A 19,345-nucleotide genomic window follows, 5' to 3' on the forward strand; every position below is an offset into this window, starting at 1 on the left:
CGGATTTTTTGATATAGGCTTCGGTCAGACGATCAGACGTTAGCTTCAGCTTCGCTTTTGCGAGTGTGCACCTCTGACAGGCCGTCCAGCTTGAAGCTTTGACCGTAAATCCGGACGGCAGCCGGCGTTTCGGTTTCGTTGACTACGCTGACAGTCTCCCCCTGTACATTAACCTTCAACCGGGCCCCGCGGAACATCACTTTGAAGGAAAAAGAATGCCAGTGCTCCGGAATAAACGGATTCAGCACAAGCTCGCCCTGCATGACCCGAAGCCCACCGAAGCCCTGCACGACGGACATCCACGTGCCGGCCATGCTGGTAATGTGGCAGCCGTCTTCCGTGTCGTTATTATAATTGTCGAGATCCAGGCGGGACGTCCGCAGATACATCTCGTAAGCTTTCTCCTTATACCCTAGTTCACAGGCCAAAATGTTGTGCAGGCAAGGAGACAAGGAAGATTCGTGAACCGTCAGCGGCTCATAGAAATCAAAGTTCCGTTTCTTCGTATCCAGATCATACAAGTGCCCGAGGAAATAAAGACCCTGCAGCACGTCAGCCTGTTTGATATAACAGGAGCGCAGAATCCGGTCCCAGGACCAATTCTGGTTAAGCGGCAGATGCTCCGGCGACAGCTCATTGACCGGGATCAGTTCTTTATCGAGGAAACCGTCCTGCTGCAGGAATACGCCCCGCTCTTCATCATAAGGGTAATACATGTTGGCGATAATATCTTTCCAAACGGCCCGTTCCTCATTCTCCAGCTTCAGCGTCTCCAGCAATTCCGCATAGCGGGCAGGTTCGGATTTCTCCAGCTCTTCCAGCACCTCCAGCGTATATTCCAGCGTCCAGGCAGCGATCCGGTTAGTGTACCAGTTGTTGTTGACGTTATTTTCATATTCGTTAGGTCCGGTAACGCCCAGAATCACGTATTTGCCTTTAGCCGTGGAACGGCTGGCCCGCTGCTCCCAGAAACGCGATATTTCCACCAGCACCTCAAGCCCGTATTGGCCTAGATAAGCGCGGTCTCCGGTGTAGTTAACATAATTATAGATGGCATAAGCGATGGCCCCGTTGCGGTGAATTTCTTCAAACGTAATCTCCCATTCGTTGTGGCATTCTTCGCCGTTCATCGTCACCATCGGGTAAAGAGCGCCTTTCGTAAAACCGAGCTTCCGCGCATTTTCGCGCGCTTTCTGCAGATGTTTGTAACGGTAAATCAGCAGGTTGCGGGCGATGGAGGCGTCCGCCGTGCTGAGGTAGAAAGGGACGCAGTAAGCTTCAGTATCCCAATAGGTGCTGCCGCCGTATTTCTCGCCGGTGAATCCTTTCGGCCCGATATTCAGCCTGTCGTCTTCGCCGCTGTAGGTCTGATTCAGCTGAAAAATATTAAACCGGATCGCCTGCTGCGCGGCCGGGTCGCCTTCAATGACGATGTCGCTTTCTTTCCATTTCTCCGCCCAGGCCACGGCCTGCTCCTGTTTCAATACATCGAAGCCGTCTTGAACGGCCTCCTCAAGCTGATCCCTGGCGGCCTCCACGAGCTGGCCCAGCCCGTAATTGCGGGAGGTGACGTTAGCGACGTATTTGTACAGCGTTAACGTTTCGCCGGCTGCGGCTGCTGCGGTTAGGGAGCCGGCCACGTATTTTTCCCGTTCGGCAAATGTGCTTTCGGCTTGAACCGGCTGACTGTCTTTCTCAAGCCGATAGGCCATGGCGGAGGTGACGTGGAAATCCAGCTTTTTGGTCTTCAGCGTCAAATAACCGCCGCTGGCATAAGCCTGCTTCTCGACCTCGTTCCAGAACTTTTCCTCATAGTTGGCGTCTTTGTTTTGAATGTCTCCATCCAGGTAGGGAGTGAAGGTAATGCTGCCCGAAAAATTCAGCGGTGTCACCGCATAGCGGATCGCGCCGATCGGCTGGCGTTTGACGCTGACGAAGCGGATGGCTTCAACCCGAAGCTCCCGGCCGCCGTCCAGGACCGCCGTGAACCGGCGGGACAGCCAGCCTTCTTTCATGTTCAGCTCACGAACGAACTCCTTCACGCTGCAGTTTGCAAGGTCCAGCGGCTCGCCGTCGATAACTACGTCGATGCCAATCCAGTTGGTGGAGTTGAGCACCTTGGCGAAATATTCCGGGTACCCGTTTTTCCACCAGCCGACCCGGGTTTTGTCCGGATAATAGACGCCGGCCATATAACTGCCCTGCAGCGAACGGCCGCTGTACCGCTCTTCGAAATTAGCCCGCTGGCCCATATAACCGTTGCCAATGCTGAAAATGCTTTCCGAAATTTCCTGCGTAGAAGGATCAAAAGAGTCTTCAATAATCGACCATTCGTCAACCTGTAAATATTGCTTCATGCTTAACGGCTCCTTTATTTTCTCTATTTTCTTTATTTAGGCTTCAAAAATACATCCAACCATGATCCCGCGCTCCCGCTAAGCGGTGACTTGCCACTCGCGGAGCTTCGCTACGGAAAAAGCCGCGAGGGAAGGGACAACGACGTCCGCTTGGGTTAAAACGGCAGGGGAGCCGATGCCGACCGAACGCATTCCGGCGCGGACGGCGGCTTCGATGCCGGCTTCGGCGTCCTCGAACACAACGCAGGCGCCGGGCTGGACGCCAAGCTTGGCAGCTCCGAGCAGGAAAACCTCGGGATCGGGTTTGGCGCGGGAGGTCAGCGTCCCATCGACGATTGCGTCGAAATAAGGGGCCAGACCGGTGTTGGCCAAAATTAACGGGGCGTTTTTGCTGGCGGACCCCAAAGCCGTCCGAATCCCGTTAGCCCGGCATTCTTTTAGAAACTCCAGGGCTCCGGGCAATAGTTCCGAAGCATCCATCCGAGAAATGGATTCGACGTACCAGCTGTTTTTGCGTTCGGCCAGCTGCTGCCGCTGTTCTTCCTTAACATCGCTGATTCCGCCGACCTCCAGCAGGATTTGCAGCGAAGCATCCCGGCTGACGCCCTTCAGCCGTTCGTTGTCTTTCTCGGTAAACTCGAAGCCAAGCTCACCGGCTAGGCGCTTCCACGCCTGGTAATGATATTTGGCCGTATCGACAAGAACGCCGTCCAGATCAAACAGGCAGGCTTGTATGGCATCCATTTTTATTGCCTCCTTAGGGACTAAGATTCGAAATGAGAAGTTTAAATCTTAAATTTGCGCAAACGTTTGAACAAGCTGTAAAAAAATATATGAAGCACCAGGTGCCTCACATATTTTTGACGCTAGACCGGGATCTCCCGGCTTTATTTCCGCGGAACGGCAAAAGCCGAAGATTCACGGACGATCAGCCGGTGCGGAATAACGTTCCTGGCCGGCGCGAAGCGAGCGCCCGTTCCTTCGTTTTGAATCGACTGGATCAGAATCTGGGAAGCCGTATAACCCAAATGGTAGATGCCGATGTCGATGCTGCTGATCGGCGGCGTCGAAAGCTCGGATAACGGAATGTTATTAAAGCTGACGATGCAGAGGTCTTCGGGAACCTTGAATTTCAGTTCATGAAGACCTCTAAGGACGCCGAACGAAACCATGTCGTCCACGACCACAAGCGCGGTCGGCCGGTTCGGCAGATTCATGATGAACGACATGGCCCGGTAGCCGCTTTCCTGCAGGAATTCGCCTTCGACAATCCACTCGGGCCGGACTTCAAGCTCCGAATCGGCCATTGCCCGCCGGTATCCGAGCAGCCGGTCCTGCGATACGACCAGGTTGGGGGGACCGCTGACAAAGCCAATCCGCTCATGCCCCATCGTGATCAGGTGTTTCGTGGCATCGTAAGCGGCCTGAACGTTATCCGTATCAACCGTCAGAATATCCGGATGCTCTTCGCTGCGTCCGATCAGCGTAAACGGATAGCCGTGCTGGTAGAGGAAATCTACGACAGGATCGTCTTTCCGGGAATACAGCAGAATGGCGCCGTCCACCCGGCGCCCGTTCAATAGCCGGGATACGGCAGCCAGTTCTTCTTTTTCGCTCCCGCCCGAGCTGAGCAGCACATCGTAGCCGGCACGGTTGGCCTGGGCGACGATCCCCCGGATCAGCTCCATGAAGAACAGATTCGAGAACAGCTCCTCCGCCGGTTTTGGCAGAAGCACGCAAATGCTGTTGGTTGTTCTGGACACCAGGCTTTTGGCCATGATGTTGGGATGATACCCGAGCTCCTCCATAACCGCTTTGACTTTTCTGGCGGTTTCGGTGCTGATTCTGGGATGATCGGACAATACCCGGGACACGGTGGATGGTGATACTCCGGCCTTTTTGGCGACATCCTTGATCGTAACAGCCATGAGCAACCTCCTTTGTGAAACCGTTTGCCTCTTATCTTAAAGGATGGCTCAATACTTGTAAATAGCGAATGATTCAGCTGGGGTTCCCCGGGATCGGCAGGCCAAATCCGTTTACCCGGTTCTGAATCAAGCCTTAGAAACGTGTTCTCAAAAGCACGGCCGGCAGGGAATTTCTCCTGCCGGCCCTTCAAGCTGCGGCCATGTGACGGCCGTTTGCCATTATTCTCCCGGCACCAGCACGGCGAAGCCGTAAGCCGGGAGCCGGACATCCAAACCTTCCTGCCGGTTCTCCCAAATCCGGCCGCTGAAGGCGTCTTTCCAAACGCCTGCCGGCTGATTCTCAAGCCGCACGGTTTGAATGGCGGCGTCGTTGTTCAGCAGGATCAGCACGCGGTCCGTGCCGAGCCGCCGCTCGAAAGCAAGCACGGGTTCCCCGGCCTCCGCTTTGAGGAAACGGAGCGAGCCGGTCCGCAGGGCAGGCAGGGATTTACGCACCTCAATCAGCTTCCGGTAGAAGCTGAACAGTTCCCGGTCCTGCTTGCTCGTATCCCATTCCATACATTTTCGGCAGTCCGGGTCCTGCCCGCCGTCCAGTCCAACCTCGTCGCCATAATAGAGGCAAGGCGTTCCCGGGTAGGTAAACTGAATCAGGCTTGCCAGCTTCATGCGGTTTTTGTTGCCTTCGCATAAAGTCAGCAGGCGCGGCGTGTCATGGCTGTCCAGCAGGTTGAACGCCACTTCGCTGGCTTGCAGCGGATACAGGGTAAGCTGCCGGCCGACTGCTTCGGCAAACTGCTTCGCATCGAGTGTACCCCGCACGACAAAATCCAGCACGGCATCTGTGAACGGATAGTTCATAACCGCGTCGAACTGGTCGCCCTGCAGCCACGGGGAAGCTTCATGCCAAAGCTCGCCGAGAATGTAAGCTTCCGGATTGGCCGCTTTGACCGTCTGGCGGAAATCGCGCCAGAATTGATGATCCACCTCATTTGCCACGTCCAGGCGCCAGCCGTCAATGCCTACTTCTTTGATCCAATATTCCGCCACCTTCAGCAAATATTCCTTGACCTCCGGGTTTTCTGTGTTCAGCTTGGGCATCATCGGTTCAAAAGCAAAAGCGTCGTAAGTGGGAATTCCGTCCTTCACGGCGAGAGGGAACTCGCGGATGTGGAACCAGTCCTTGTATTTCGACTGCTCGCCATGCTCCCGGACATCGACGAAAGGGGCAAAGGTCCGGCCCGAATGGTTGAACACGGCGTCAAGCAGCACACGAATGCCGCGCTCGTGGCATAAATCGACAAGTTTCTTCAACGTTTCGGCATCGCCGAAATGAGGATCGACTTTCATGTAGTCCTGAGTGTCGTATTTGTGGTTCGTGGTTGCCTCAAACACTGGCGTGAAATAAATCCCGGTAACGCCCAGTTCGGATAGATGGTCGAGATGATCGATCACGCCCTGCAGATCGCCGCCGAAGAAATTGTCCCGCTGCGGCTGTCCGCCCCAGGGCAGCACGCCCTCGGGATTTAGCGAAGGATCGCCGTTCGCGAACCGTTCAGGGAAAATCTGATAGAACACGGCATCTTTCACCCATTCCGGCGCTTTAAAGATATCCACGGGATTGATGAACGGGAAGTCGAACAGACGGTCAGGCGTCTTGGGCCGCTCTTGCTGGAAGCCGGTTTCGGTCATCCACCAGGCTTCAGCTTCGCTTTTCAGCAGAAATCCGTATTTCAAGCGGCGGTACGGCGGTTTCGCTTCACATTCCCAATAATCGAACATCGAGTCGGTAAAAGCTTTGGACATCGGTATCAGCTCCTGGGTGTTCTCCCAGGCATATTTGTCCCCGGCCCAGGCGAAAACCTGGTCCACATCGTCTTTCTTGGTGCGGATGCGCAAATGAATCGTTGATTCATCGTAAGCATACGCCCAGTTCATTTTGGGGCGGTGATAAACAGCTTCGAGCAGCATGGAAATCCCTCCGTATAAGTTATGAGTTGGAATGATATTGAAATGCTAAAAAAAATAAAAAGGCACATCCACGGCTGTATACACAGGTCCGAGGATGTACCTTTACAGATAACAGTGCCTTCAGATTGGTTTAGCTGAAAGACTCCGGATCAATAGCTCCGGTCTTACAGGAACACTATAGCACAGCTTCCTTGCCAAGTTTAAACATAGAAAAAATGCGAATCCGAGAGATATACCGAGCATTACTAAGCATTGACGGCAATAGTTGCCTAAAATCCATTGTGCAAACGTTTTTACATATCAAAGGACGTCGTGTATGATGGTGGCCAGAATGAAGCGCTTTCGAAATCGCAAATTCGGCATATTACAGCCTTAAAAGAGTAAATGATGGGATTTTTGCTGCCGTTTGTGGAATCGTTTGCGCAAATTTATTAGCTTGCTAATTGATTTAATAAACGTACAAGAGAGGGGTTAATCAAGTGATGAAGATGAAAAAGTTTATGGTCACGCTGGCCGCGCTGACACTGGCAGTATCCGTTACGGCATGCGGGTCCGGCAATAATGGGGGCAATGCTGCAGCCAACAATGGAGGCAATGCAGCTAATGAGAGCGCAGCAAACGCAAGCGCTGACAATTCGGGAGGCGGAGCAGCTATCGCTCCTGAGGACGGCGCGCAGCTGCTTGTCTGGGAGAGTAAGGAAGAAAGAGCTTATACCGAAGAAATCGCCAAGCAGTTTACGGACAAATACGGCGTTCCTGTCAAAATCGAAGAAGTATCGCCTGCCGATCAGGTAACCAAACTTACCCAGGACGGTCCGTCCGGGCTTGCCGCAGACGTTGTTGTTTTCCCTCACGATAACCTGGGCAGAGCTGTGGAAGCGGGACTGCTGCTCGAAAATGACGATTTTGCAGAGGAAACGACCAACAATAATACAGAAGTTTCCATCCAGGCTGTCACGTATGATGGCGTGCTGTACGGATACCCTAGATCCGCTGAAACCTACGCTCTTTATTACAACAAGGATCTGGTCAAAGAAGCGCCAAAAACATTTGATGATGTTATTGCTTTCGGCAAAACCTTTACCGACAAATCCAAAAACAGATACGGCATTATGTGGGAAACGGGCAACATGTATTTCAATTATCCGTTCATCGCTACAACCGGCGGTTACATTTTCGGCAGCAACGGCACGGATAAAAACGATATTGGCATCAACAACGCCGGTGCCATTGAAGGCCTGAAAACTTATGTAGCTTTGAAAGAAGTGCTGCCGGTCAAGAGCGGCGACATCAACCCGGACATTAAACGCAGCTTGTTCAACTCAGGCGATGTAGCCATGGACATTAACGGTCCTTGGGAGCTGGCTGGCTACAAAGAGGCGCTTGGCGACAAGCTGGGGATCGCTCCAATTCCTAGCATCGGCGGCAAACCGGCCATTTCTTTCTCCGGCATCAAAGCCTGGTATGTCAACTCTTTTACGCAGTATCCGAATGCGGCCAAATTGTTTGCTGAATTTGCAACAACCAAAGACGCTCAGCTTATTCTGAACGAAAAAGTCGGCTCCGTTCCAACCAACAAAGAAGCGCTGGAGTCGGATCAAATCAAAAACGATCCTTACGTGTCCGCTTTTGCCGAGCAGACTCAAAACTCCCAGCCGATGCCTTCCATCGCGGAAATGGGCAACGTCTGGTCGCCGGTAAACGCCGCGCTACCTGAAATCTGGGACAACGGCAAAGATCCGCAGCAGGCTATGGACAAAGCTGCTCAGCAGATCAAGGATTTGAACAACGGCTCAGGCCAATAAGCAGGCTGATTTATAACGGGCATTAACGGACCATAAGAAGAACGCCCGCCGCTGAACGCCAGCGGCGGGCCCTTCCATGGTTGGCGTGAAGGGAAGGAGAAGAGAATGGACCGACACCGCAACAAAGCCACTGTACTGTCGATCATAAGCATGGGATTGGGACAAATATATAACTGCCAATTCATCAAAGGCATCCTTTATCTGCTCGTCGAAGCAGCGGGGATTTTCTATTTCAGCAGCACGCTCGGCCGGGCGCTGTGGGGAATAACGACGCTGGGCGAAACGGCCCGCCACAAGGTGCACGGCAAATTCGTCAACGGGGACCACTCGATTTATTTGCTGGTGCAGAGCTTGATCACCTTGATTTTCCTGGCGATCTTTATTTTGATTTATGTCATAAATGTCCGCGATGCCCGCAAAACGGCGGCGGAACGGGAGAAGGGCATTCCCCCTCACAATTTCAAGCGTTCACTGCGCTACCTGATGGATTATAAATTTGCCCAGGCCTTTTTGGCTTTGCCGGCCGTAGGCATCTTGTTTTTTACGATTATGCCGATCATCTTTATGATTCTGCTGGCGTTTACCAACTACTCCTCGCCGGATCACATTCCGCCGGCCAAGCTGGTTGACTGGGTCGGCTTCCAGACGTTCCGGGACCTGGTGGCGCTCAAATCGTGGAGCCATACGTTCTTCGGCGTGCTGATCTGGACGATTATCTGGGCCGTCTTGTCTACGGTGACGACTTATTTCGGCGGATTGCTTGTTGCGCTGCTGATCAATCAGCAGGGGATTAAATTCAAGGGCTTCTGGAGAACGATCCTTATTATTCCTTACGCCATTCCGCAGCTGATTTCGCTGCTCGTTATGCGCAACATGTTTAACGGCCAGTTCGGGCCGATCAACCAGTATCTGGGCTACTTCGGACTGAAGGGACTGCCTTGGCTGACGGATCCGTTCTGGGCCAAAGTAACGGTCATCGTCGTCAACATGTGGGTGGGCATTCCGGTGTCCATGATCCTGATTATGGGCGTGCTGACCACGATCCCACGCGACATGTACGAAGCGGCCGAGGTCGACGGGGCGACGGGCTTCCAGAAATTCAGAATCGTCACGCTGCCGATGATTTTGTTCTCGACCGCACCTACGCTGATCATGCAGTTCGCGGGCAATATCAACAATTTCAACGCGATCTTCCTGCTGACCAACGGCAATCCGGTCGTCGGGGATTACCAGTACGCGGGCGCTACGGACCTGCTCGTGACCTGGCTGTACAAACTGACGCTCGACCAGAACAAATACAACATGGCTTCCGCCGTCGGCATCATCATCTTCCTGATTATCGCTTCGTTCTCCATCTACAATTACCGCAGAACTAAGTCGTTTAAAGAGGAGGATATGATCCAATGAGCGGCATGAAAATGAAAAAAACGATTCGCCTCACCCTCAGCTATATCGTGCTTGTCCTGTTAGCGGTCACGGCCGTTTATCCGGCGCTTTGGGTCGTGCTCGGCTCACTCCGCCCGGGTAAATCGCTGTACAGCAAAACGTTGATTCCGGAGCATTTTACGCTGGATCATTACAAGGAGCTCTTCACCTCCAATACGATCCTGTTCGGGCAATGGTACATGAATACGCTGAAGATCGCCGTGTGCTCCATGCTGATCGGCGTGCTGCTCACGCTGCTGACCAGCTACGCGGTGTCGCGGTTCCGCTTCCGCGGGCGTCAGACGGCGCTGTCGACCATCCTCATTCTCGGCATGTTCCCGGGCTTTATGAGTATGATCGCCATCTATTTGCTGCTTAAGGAATTTCATCTGCTGGACACTCATCTTGCGCTTATTATCGTGTATGCGGCGGGAGCGCCGCTTGGCGGGACGTTTATCGCCAAAGGGTTTCTTGATACCATTCCGAGAACACTGGACGAAGCGGCCAAAATCGACGGCGCCAGCAATATGATGATTTTTACCCGGATCATTCTGCCGCTCTCCAAACCGATGCTGACTTACATGGCGCTGACGCAATTCGTCGGCCCGTGGGTCGATTTTATCTTCGCAAGGCTTGTGCTGCGGACCAAAGAGAACTGGACGCTGGCCGTCGGGCTGTACGACATGGTGTCATCGAATCAGAACACGAACTTCACGGTGTTCTCGGCGGGCGCGGTGCTGATTGCGATTCCGATCACGGTGCTGTTCATGTTCCTGCAGCGGCTCCTGGTCGACGGACTCACGTCGGGGGCGAGCAAAGGCTAGGGGCGCACCCGCGCATCAAGAGGAATTATCATCACTGTAATCAAGGTGCAGACTGGAGCGATCCAGGCTGCCCTTTTTAGTGTGCCACGCATGGCGATTAACTAGGTGGTGAAAGTCCACTGTGGGGGTTTGTAGTTACCAACCACTAGCCAAGAGCAAGGGTGTCCACCGCGAGGTGGAATCCAAAGGAAGCTGGAGGCAAACTTCCGGCCCAAGGAACACGAACATCATCAGGCATAGGATACGGGATGAGTCTGCTAAACAAGACGAAGTCCAATTAACTACACGGACGTACCAATGTAAATGATGTGGGTATATGGAAGGAAAGTGAATCGTCTTACCGTGGGAGGTCTCATGGACGTGAGGAGATGCACTTCGAATCACGGTTGAAACAAGATTTATCATGAGAAGTCAGCAGACGCCATAGTACCGCGAACAGTCGACGGTTCGAGGGAAGGGCTGAACCTTAGGAGGTGAAGTCAATGAAAGTTACCGAAACAGGAGCCAAGGGCAGCCAACTTCTAACGGAAGACTCTTTGCAAAAGAATAGTGCGGAACACGAAGGATATGCGGGAGTGCACAGTCCTGCGAGGATAACCGAAACCGACGACACCAACGCAACCGAGTCGAAGGACCGGTTGCTTGAGAAAATCGTTAGCAGGGACAACTTGAACGAAGCATTCAAGAGAGTCAAAGCGAACAAGGGATCGCACGGAATCGACGGGATGGGAGTAGATGAACTTCTACAATATCTCAGAGACAACGGCGAGACCATCAAGCAACTGATCTTGGGCGGCAAGTACCGCCCGAATCCCGTTCGAAGGGTAGAGATTCCCAAAGAGAACGGAAAGAAGAGAAACCTTGGCATCCCAACAGTGGTTGACCGAGTCATCCAGCAGGCAATCGCCCAAGTGCTTACGCCAATTTATGAGAGGCAGTTTTCAGACAACAGCTACGGATTCCGACCCAAACGGAGCGCACACCACGCGATGAAACGAAGCCAACAATACGTGCAAGAGGGATATCGTTACGTGGTGGATATGGACTTGGAGAAATACTTTGACACCGTCAACCAAAGCAAGCTTATCGAGGTGCTTTCAAGAACGATCAAAGACGGACGAGTGATCTCGCTCATCCATAAGTATCTCCGGGCGGGAGTCGTCGTGAAGCATAAGTTTGAGGACACGGAAATCGGCGTACCGCAGGGAGGGAACCTAAGTCCGATTCTCAGCAATATCATGCTGAATGAATTGGACAAGGAACTGGAAGCAAGAGGACATCGATTCGTGCGATACGCAGACGATATGCTCATATTCTGCCGGAGCAGGAGGAGTGCGGAGCGTACCCTGACGAAAATTCTCCCTTACATCGAGAAGAAGTTGTTTCTCAAGGTAAACCGGGAGAAAACGATTGTGGACGATGCGACAAAAGTTAAATTTCTTGGCTTCTCATTCTACCAGAGCAAAGGGGAAACGCGGGTCAGAATCCATCCCAAATCCGTATCCAAGATGAAAGCTAAAGTGAAAGAGCTAACGTCGAGAAGCAACGGAATGGGCAACACCGACCGGGCGCTGAAGCTTAGGCGTTACATCATGGGATGGGTAAATTATTTCAAGCTTGCTGACATGAAACAACTACTCCAAACCACTGATAAATGGATGAGAAGGCGTATCCGAATGGTCTTCTGGAAGCAATGGAAACGAGTGAGGACGAAACTCGAAAGGCTTATATCGCTCGGAATTCATGAACAGAAGGCGTGGGAATACGCAAACACAAGAAAGGGCTATTGGAGAATCTCCAATAGCCCAATCCTCTCGAAGTCCCTCGGTAACAATAGGCTGAAGAACCTCGGATTCCTTTTCTTTTCTGATTATTATCGACAAGTTACTGCGCATTCCTAATGGAACCGCCGTATACCGAACGGTACGTACGGTGGTGTGGGAGGTCGGCTGCCCAATTAATGGGTAGCCTCCTACCCGATTTATCCGAAGGAAAAAGCTCGTTTGGCATCCAGCAGACAGTAGGGGGTACGGATGATGAAGAAGACAGATAAGCATACAGATAAGAATAAAGAGAAAGAGACGAAGAACGAGGACAAGAATGAGAAGGGCGTTAATGAGCGGCGGAAAAACAGACCCGAACGCCATCTTGGCGTCCATTCGGTAGGAGCCAGGCTGTTTGCCGTGTTGTTTGCGGCGATGGTAGCGGTTTCGACGATTCTGGGCGTCGTCTCCTATCAGACGGCTAAGGGAATCATCAAAAGCCAGGTCAGCAGCGCTTCCCGACAGGCGGTGAGCCAGGCGGCAGACAAGCTAGACTTCCTGTTCGCCGAATACGAAACGTCCTCCCGGCAGTTGGCTGTAGACCAGATGCTGAAAGCTGATCTGGAGACGGTTGCCCTGCCGGAAGAAGAGACCGGAACCGTACGGAGGACGGAAGCGGAGAAACGGATCAAGCAAAAGCTTGATGGACTCGCCGGTTCGGACGACCGGCTGGCTGGCGTCAGGCTGGTCTCTGTCCAGGGAAGGACAGCTTACCAATCTTCGGGTTCGCCGGCTTACCGGGCAGACGAAGCCGTTGCCAGCCGGCTGAAGCAAGTCGATCAAAGCGGAGGGCAGCCGGTTTGGTTCCCGACGATGGTGCAAGGTTTCTTTGACAACAGCACGGAGCCGGTGTTCGCCATGGGCAGGCTGCTGAAAAATCTGCAGAAGCCGGAGGCAGCTTTTATCCTGCTGTACGAGTTCAAAGCTGCTTCGCTGGACAAGGTATTGTCCGGTCTCGGCATTGGAACGAGCGGGGAGACGCGGCTTCTGTCCCCGGACGGCGGCATCGTTTATGCCGCGGAAGACAAGCTGCTCGCAACCAGCTCCGATATCCGGCCCGGGAATACCGAAGGGAGCAACGCGGTTAAAGGGCAAGGGCAGCAAGCCAAACAGCAGGAAGGATTCACGATTCAACAGGATAAGAAGGGCAGGGCGCAGTGGGTTGTTTACCGCCAGCTCGGAACCAACGGTTGGACCCTGGTTGGGTTTGCGCCGGAGCGTGATTTCCTCAGCGCAGCCAACCGTCTGCTGCTGATTACGCTGGCGGTTACGCTGGGGGCGGCTGCGATGGCTGCCGGGGTTGGCTTTTATGTGGCGCGTATGGTCCGCAAACCGCTGGGCCAGCTCTACGGTTTGATGGAAGAGGCTGAACAAGGTGATCTGCAGGTCCGAACCTCCTTTAAGTCCCGGGACGAATTCGGCTTGCTGGGACAAAGCTTCAACCGGATGATGGAGCGCATTTCCGGTCTGGTTGGACAAGCACACGGGTCATCGGAAGGGGTGCTGCGCACCTCCGAGGAGCTGGCTCAGGCAGCGCGCCGGACCTCTGAAACGGCGGGGGAGGTGGCTGGCGTTACGCGGGAAATCGCGGTTGGCGCAGCCTGCCTGGCCGAAGACGCCGATAAAGGCGGCGAGGTGGTCGAAGCCGTCGGCGAAGGCATGGAGCGGATGAGCGAAGCCAATCGCAGGATGGAGGGAGCAGCCCGCAGGGTATCCGCTATCAGCGGCGAAGGCTCCGGCTACATGCGCGAGCTGGTTGAGAAGACGGAAGCCGCCTCCTCCATGGCCGGCGAATTGAACCTTACGGCTGACAAGCTGCGCAGAAATACGGAGCTGATCCGGTCCATCCTGGCGCCTATGTCGGAGATGACCAAGCAGACGCAGATTCTGGCGCTGAATGCCTCTATCGAAGCGGCCAGGGCCGGCGAAGCAGGCCGGGGGTTCAAGGTGATTGCGGAGGAAATCCGCAGGTTGTCCGAGCAGTCCGAGGCTTCCATTAGCCATGTAGCGCAAATGATCGAGGAAATCGGGAGCGACACGGAACAAACAGCCGGCGTCGTTTCCAAGATTTCCCCGCTATTTGCAGGGCAGCTCGGCTCTGTGCGGGAAGCTGCCGGTATATTCGGCAGCGTGGCCGAGGAGATGGAGCAGTTCCTGGCGCATATAGGCCGTTCATCGGCGGCGCTGGAAGAGCTGACCTCTGCGCAGGAGGTTTTGCAGCGCACGATGTTCAGCGTCGGGGCTTCGGTGCAGCAGACGAGCGCGGCTACGGAAGAGGCAGCGTCCATGTCCGCGCTTCAGTTTAAGGTCAGCGAGCAGCTGGTCGAGCTTTCCGCGCGGCTGGAGGGGCTGGCTGGTTCGATGCAGCGGTCGCTGGTGCATTTCCGCAAAGAAACCTAAAAAAAAGGCGGTCCCAAAGTCTATAGAGACTAGGGATCGTCTTTTTTCTGAAGGGGGGAGAAGCTGATTTAATCCCTGCGGGGCTGGTCAGTCTTCCTTCGCTGGACCCAGCACGGCGAAACCGAATGCGGGAAGCCGCACCATCTCCTGGCCGTTCTCTTCTTGAAGCTGTACGGAACCAGAAGCAAAGAGGGTTCTCCAGCAGGCGGCAGCAGAAGGCGGAGCAGAGCATTTGCCCGCCTCCAGGCTTCGCCCTGTCCGCTTAGGCAGTTGAAAGGCCTGAGCTTGATCAGCCTTGTTGATCAGCACCAGCACACGGTCACGGTTCAGCCGGCGTTCGTACGCCAGCAGGGTACCCTCCCCGCCGGTCTCCTTAAAGTGGATGCTCCCCGTCCTTAAAGCCGGGTGGGCCTTGCGTAGCGCGATCAGCGTCTTGTAAAAAGCAAACAGCTCCTGGTCCTGCTGCTCCGGCTCCCAAGGCATACATTTCCGGCAGTCCGGGTCGGCCCCGCCGTCCAGACCGTATTCGTCGCCATAGTAGATGCACGGCGTTCCGCTGTAAGTAAACTGGATCACGGCCGCCAGCTTCATCTTATCCTTGCTGCCTTCGCACAAGGTAAGCAGACGCGGCGTATCGTGGCTGTCCAGCAGGTTGAACAGCACCTCGCTGGCCTGACGGGGATACCGGGACAGCTGCATTTGAATCGCGTTCGCAAGCTCGCTGGCGTTCAGCGTGCCGCGCGCCACAAAATCCAGCACCGCATCGGTGAACGGATAATTCATCACGGCGTCGAACTGGTCGCCCTGCAGCCAAGGCGAGGCTTCATGCCAGATTTCGCCTAGAATGTAGGCGTCCGGGTTGATCGCTTTAACCCGGCTGCGGAATTCCCGCCAGAAGTGGTGGTCCACTTCATTGGCGATATCCAGCCGCCAGCCGTCGATGCCGATTTCGCGGATCCAGTATTCGGCGGTGCCCAGCAGGTACTCCTTCACCTCCGGATTTTCGGTGTTCAGCTTTGGCATATGCGGCTCGAAGCTGAACGTATCGTAGTTGGGGCGGCCGTCCTTATCGGTCAGAGGGAATTCATGAATATGGAACCAGTTCTTATATTTGGATTGTTCGCCTTTCTCAAGTACGTCCACGAACGGGGCGAAGGTCCGCCCGGCATGATTAAACACCGCATCCAGCAGCACGCGGATGCCGCGGTCGTGGCAAAGCTGGACCAGCTCCTTGAGCTTTTCGCCGTCGCCGAAGTGAGGATCAATTTTCCGGTAGTCCTCGGTGTCGTATTTATGGTTGGTTGCAGCCGCAAAAACCGGCGTGAAATAAATGGCCGTAATGCCCAGCTCGGACAAATGGTCCAGGTGGTCGATGACGCCCTGAAGGTCCCCGCCGAAATAATTGTCGGCCTCCGGTTTGCCGCCCCAAGGCTGCACGTCCTCCGGATCGTTGTTCGGGTCGCCGTTGGCAAACCGCTCCGGAAAGATTTGATAGAACACGGCATCCCTTACCCAGGCCGGTGTCCTGAAGACGTCAACCGGGTTGATAAACGGGAAATCAAATAACCGGTCAGGTTTACCCGGCCGTTCGTCGTGGAAATCATTTTCCGTCATCCACACGGACTCATGGCCATTCTGGAGCAGAAATCCGTATTTTAATCGGCGGAAGGGCGGCTGGACTTCACATTCCCAATAGTCGAATCTCTTGTCGGACAGAACAAGCTTCATCGGCACAAGCTCCTCCGTTTGATCCCAGGCATATTTATCGCCGACCCAGGCGTGGACTTCAGTCATATCGCCTTTTTTGGCGCGGAGCCGCAGATGGAGCGTATAGTCGTCATAAGCATAAGCCCAGTTCATTTTTGGACGGTGATAGACAGCTTCAAGCAGCATCGAATTCCTCCCAGCATGGATTTAAATAAGGACTTGCGCAGCAAAAAAACATAAACGGACGAAGGATAGGATTTCCAAACCATCCTTCGCAAATTCCACAGATCTGCGTGCAATCCGCAGAAAAACACAACAATTACAAGAAATGTGATACCTAAACCTTTGTTATCCGTATATACTTAATATAATGCTGAATAAAGGTGGTGAATCTGCCCTATGCATATGTGGACGATCTGGTTGATCGCAGCAGGCGTTCTGTTCGTTCTGGAAATGTTTACGCTTACGTTCTATTTGCTGTGGATTTGTCTGGGGGCGGTCGCGGCGCTGCTGATTTCGTTAGTGCTGCCCGATGCGATTCTTTTGCAGGTGCTTGTCGGCTGTATAGTGGCTCTTGTGTTAACCGTCTTTACCAAACCGTTGTCCCGCAGACTCCGGACTTCCCGGGGATTTCAGGATGCGGGCACCGAGCTCATCGGACGGCAGGGCATTGTCGTTGAACCGATCGAGCCGGGACATTACGGCATCGTCAAAATCGGCGGCGATACATGGAGCGCTACGGCTCCGGTTTCTCTGGGGAAAGATGAACGCGTGAGGGTTATGAAGATGAGCAGTACAAGAATTGAAGTGGAGAAATGGGAGGAGATTCTTTAATGCAGTGGATTGTTATCGTAGTTATTCTGGTTGTCGTCATCGCTTTCATCGCGCTGACGGTGAAGGTTGTCCCGCAGCAGCGGGTAGGCGTTGTGGAACGTCTCGGTAAATTCAACCGTTTGCTGAATCCGGGCCTTAATATCCTTATTCCGGTTATTGATCAAGTAAGGATCTATCACGATTTGCGGATCCAGCAGGCCAACGTGCCGCCGCAGACGGTTATCACGAAAGATAATGTTCAGGTGCAGATCGACTCGATTATTTTCTATCAGGTCGTGAATCCGGAGCAGGCAACTTATGGCATTTCCGATTATGTCTACGGGGTGCGCAATATCTCCACGGCTACCATGCGTCAAATCATCGGTAAGCTGGAGCTGGACGAAACGTTGTCCGGCCGGGAGAAAATCTCCAACGAAATCCGTATCGCCCTGGACGAAGCCACCGAGAAGTGGGGCGTTCGCATCGAACGGGTGGAGGTTATCGACATCCAGCCGCCAACCGACATTCAGGAAGCCATGGACAAACAGATGAAGGCCGAGCGGAACAAACGGGCGATTGTGCTGGAGGCGGAAGCAGCCAAGCAGGATATGATCCTTCGCGCAGAAGGGGATAAGCAAAGTAAAATCCTCAAGGCTGAAGGCGACAAGGAAGCGCGCATCCGCGAAGCGGAAGGTCTGCGTCAGGCACAGGAGCTGGAAGCGCTCGGTCAGGCGAAGGCAATCGAAGCTGTAGCGGCCGCCGAGAAGCAGCGGATCGAGCTGATCCGCAGCGCAGGTCTGGACGAAACGGTGCTGGCCTACCGCTCCTTCGAAGCGCTTGAGGAAGTGGCCAAAGGTCCGGCCAACAAAGTATTCATTCCGTCCAACGCGGTGGAAACGCTGGGCAGCCTTGGCGCTGTAGGCGAGCTGTTTAAAGAGAAGAAAGCTTGAGTATCGACAGCATTTGATTGGACTAAGGGCCCCACACCTTCGAAAATCCTCCTGTACTCCAGAACGGAGTGCAAGGAGGATTTTCTTTTTTGCGGCTAAGGGGACAACAAATAGCATCCCGAAATCGGGGAACAGCCAACAGCAAGCGGCAAGCGGCGAATGGCGAATGGCAAGCGGTGAACGGCGAACGGAAAAAGCCCGGTCAAGGGGGTTCTTGACCGGGCTTTTGTTAGGCTGCCAAAACGGAAGTTTGATTCCGGCTGACAGCAATCTTGTTATAGCTAAGGTTGGCAGCTTAGCGTTTATTAGCGTTTAGTTACACGGTGTGTTACTCTGCGGTTTTCCCGCTGTTGTCAGCTTCTTTGGCCTGAGTCCGGCCCTGCAGCCGGGCCAGCTCTTCATCAACCTGGCTGGAGTATGCCGGGTTGCCGCTGTAAGAACTGCTGGAACCGCTGGCGGCAGCCGAAGCTTCCCAGCCGTTGATCTTCTCTTCCATGCGCTCGAAGCCGCGCGCGGCCGAACCTGTATCCAGGCCCCGGCTGAATTGCGGGTGAGCGGAGGCTTTCAGCTCGGAGGCTTTGCGGGCACGTTCCGCAAGCTCCTCACGTTTCTTTTTGAGGCGTTCCAGCTCCTCTTTGCCCATTTCGAGCTGCGTTTCCAGCTCAGCAATCCGCTGGCTGACGGCATCCGCTTCTGCGGCCAGGCGGGAAACCTGCTCCGTATAATGAAGTTTGGCTTCAACCGCTCTGCGTGCGGCCAGCTCATCGCCATCGGCAATAGCCTGGAGAGCCAGCTGCTCTTTCAAGGTGATTTGACGTTCGGCATCCTCGCGTTTGGCCTGCAGGATACGGGCGGAGGTTTTGGCGGCGTTCAGCTCGCTGCTCGCGTCATCCAGCTCTTCCTCCAGGTTGCGCAAATACTGGCCGGTCATGACGACCGGGTCCTCCAGCTTGTTCAGGGCTTCATGCAAAGTGGCTTTTGTAATATTGGCAATTCGTTCAAATAAACTCATGTTCATCTCTCCTTGGAAGGGATTTTTGTGAAGCAGCTCATTTTTAATATTTCGATGAGTAGGAATCGTCGATGTCATACCAGCCGACAGGCTCATCCGGCACAATCAGGCTGGCGATCAGGTAAATGGCCACGACTGCGCCGAAGCTGCAGAAGGCAGCAATGACAACGGCTAGCCGAATAATCGTAGCGTCAAACCCGAGCCACTGGGCAAGTCCGCCGCACAAACCCGAGATTTTCTTATCTTTTCTGGAACGGTATAATTTACTCATTCCTGCATCCACTCGCTTTCTCGTTCATTTGTTATGTCTTTATCTTAGTCTGTTCAGACCTT

Annotated in this window: 14 protein-coding genes; 7 read left to right on the top strand and 7 right to left on the bottom strand. The window is 54.0% G+C overall.

Annotated elements, in window-relative coordinates:
* Nucleotides 1-32: 32 nt before the first annotated feature.
* The 4 genes from AWM70_RS20820 to AWM70_RS20835 form a co-directional block, all read right to left on the bottom strand.
* The gene (locus AWM70_RS20820) at nt 33-2,357 is read right to left on the bottom strand and encodes a glycoside hydrolase family 65 protein (protein WP_068699667.1); all 2,325 of its coding nucleotides are present in this window, start codon (nt 2,355-2,357) and stop codon (nt 33-35) included.
* 78 nt (nt 2,358-2,435) lie between these two features.
* Nucleotides 2,436-3,101, bottom strand: a complete 666-nt coding sequence (pgmB, locus tag AWM70_RS20825; protein ID WP_068699669.1) for a beta-phosphoglucomutase — start codon at nt 3,099-3,101, stop codon at nt 2,436-2,438.
* Between the two features lie 143 nt (nt 3,102-3,244).
* Nucleotides 3,245-4,285 (bottom strand): LacI family DNA-binding transcriptional regulator, encoded by a 1,041-nt coding sequence (locus AWM70_RS20830; protein WP_068699672.1) that lies wholly within the window; start codon nt 4,283-4,285, stop codon nt 3,245-3,247.
* Between the two features lie 219 nt (nt 4,286-4,504).
* Complete coding sequence (locus AWM70_RS20835) at nt 4,505-6,253, bottom strand: alpha-glycosidase (RefSeq protein WP_068699674.1); 1,749 nt, start codon at nt 6,251-6,253, stop codon at nt 4,505-4,507.
* Nucleotides 6,254-6,735: 482 nt separating this feature from the next.
* On the opposite strand from AWM70_RS20835, the gene AWM70_RS20840 reads away from it, so the two are divergent.
* The 5 genes from AWM70_RS20840 to AWM70_RS20860 all read left to right on the top strand — a co-directional run bounded on the left by AWM70_RS20840 (nt 6,736) and on the right by AWM70_RS20860 (nt 14,530).
* The gene (locus tag AWM70_RS20840) at nt 6,736-8,058 is read left to right on the top strand and encodes a sugar ABC transporter substrate-binding protein (RefSeq protein WP_068699676.1); all 1,323 of its coding nucleotides are present in this window, start codon (nt 6,736-6,738) and stop codon (nt 8,056-8,058) included.
* 105 nt (nt 8,059-8,163) lie between these two features.
* Nucleotides 8,164-9,465, top strand: a complete 1,302-nt coding sequence (locus AWM70_RS20845; RefSeq protein ID WP_068699678.1) for a carbohydrate ABC transporter permease — start codon at nt 8,164-8,166, stop codon at nt 9,463-9,465.
* The gene (locus AWM70_RS20850; RefSeq protein ID WP_068699681.1) at nt 9,462-10,307 is read left to right on the top strand and encodes a sugar ABC transporter permease; all 846 of its coding nucleotides are present in this window, start codon (nt 9,462-9,464) and stop codon (nt 10,305-10,307) included. The genes AWM70_RS20845 and AWM70_RS20850 overlap by 4 nt, the downstream gene beginning before the upstream one ends.
* A 482-nt stretch (nt 10,308-10,789) precedes the next feature.
* Nucleotides 10,790-12,208 carry a group II intron reverse transcriptase/maturase gene (gene ltrA / locus AWM70_RS20855; protein WP_068693838.1) on the top strand — a complete coding sequence of 473 codons (1,419 nt, stop codon included), beginning with the start codon at nt 10,790-10,792 and terminating at the stop codon, nt 12,206-12,208.
* A 132-nt stretch (nt 12,209-12,340) separates the two neighbouring features.
* On the top strand, nt 12,341-14,530 hold the full coding sequence (locus AWM70_RS20860; RefSeq protein ID WP_237167770.1) for a methyl-accepting chemotaxis protein: 2,190 nt from the start codon (nt 12,341-12,343) through the stop codon (nt 14,528-14,530).
* Nucleotides 14,531-14,617: 87 nt separating this feature from the next.
* Here AWM70_RS20860 and AWM70_RS20865 read toward each other — a convergent pair whose 3' ends face one another.
* Nucleotides 14,618-16,423 (bottom strand): glycoside hydrolase family 13 protein, encoded by a 1,806-nt coding sequence (locus AWM70_RS20865; protein ID WP_083180465.1) that lies wholly within the window; start codon nt 16,421-16,423, stop codon nt 14,618-14,620.
* A 219-nt stretch (nt 16,424-16,642) separates the two neighbouring features.
* Here AWM70_RS20865 and AWM70_RS20870 point away from each other — a divergent pair, with 219 nt between their 5' ends.
* Entirely contained in the window at nt 16,643-17,071 is a 429-nt protein-coding gene (locus AWM70_RS20870) for an NfeD family protein (RefSeq protein ID WP_237167771.1), read from the top strand.
* The gene (locus AWM70_RS20875; protein ID WP_083180466.1) at nt 17,071-18,000 is read left to right on the top strand and encodes an SPFH domain-containing protein; all 930 of its coding nucleotides are present in this window, start codon (nt 17,071-17,073) and stop codon (nt 17,998-18,000) included. Before AWM70_RS20870 ends, AWM70_RS20875 begins: the two co-directional genes overlap by 1 nt.
* 328 nt (nt 18,001-18,328) lie before the next feature.
* On the opposite strand, the gene AWM70_RS20880 is transcribed toward AWM70_RS20875, so the two are convergent.
* Nucleotides 18,329-19,012 (bottom strand): PspA/IM30 family protein, encoded by a 684-nt coding sequence (locus tag AWM70_RS20880; protein ID WP_068699687.1) that lies wholly within the window; start codon nt 19,010-19,012, stop codon nt 18,329-18,331.
* Between the two features lie 43 nt (nt 19,013-19,055).
* Nucleotides 19,056-19,283: a PspC domain-containing protein gene (locus AWM70_RS20885; RefSeq protein WP_068699689.1), complete on the bottom strand. Its 228-nt coding sequence runs from the start codon at nt 19,281-19,283 to the stop codon at nt 19,056-19,058.
* Nucleotides 19,284-19,345 lie beyond the last annotated feature (62 nt).

This window comes from Paenibacillus yonginensis, assembly GCF_001685395.1.
Taxonomy (GTDB): Bacteria; Bacillota; Bacilli; order Paenibacillales; family Paenibacillaceae; genus Fontibacillus; species Fontibacillus yonginensis.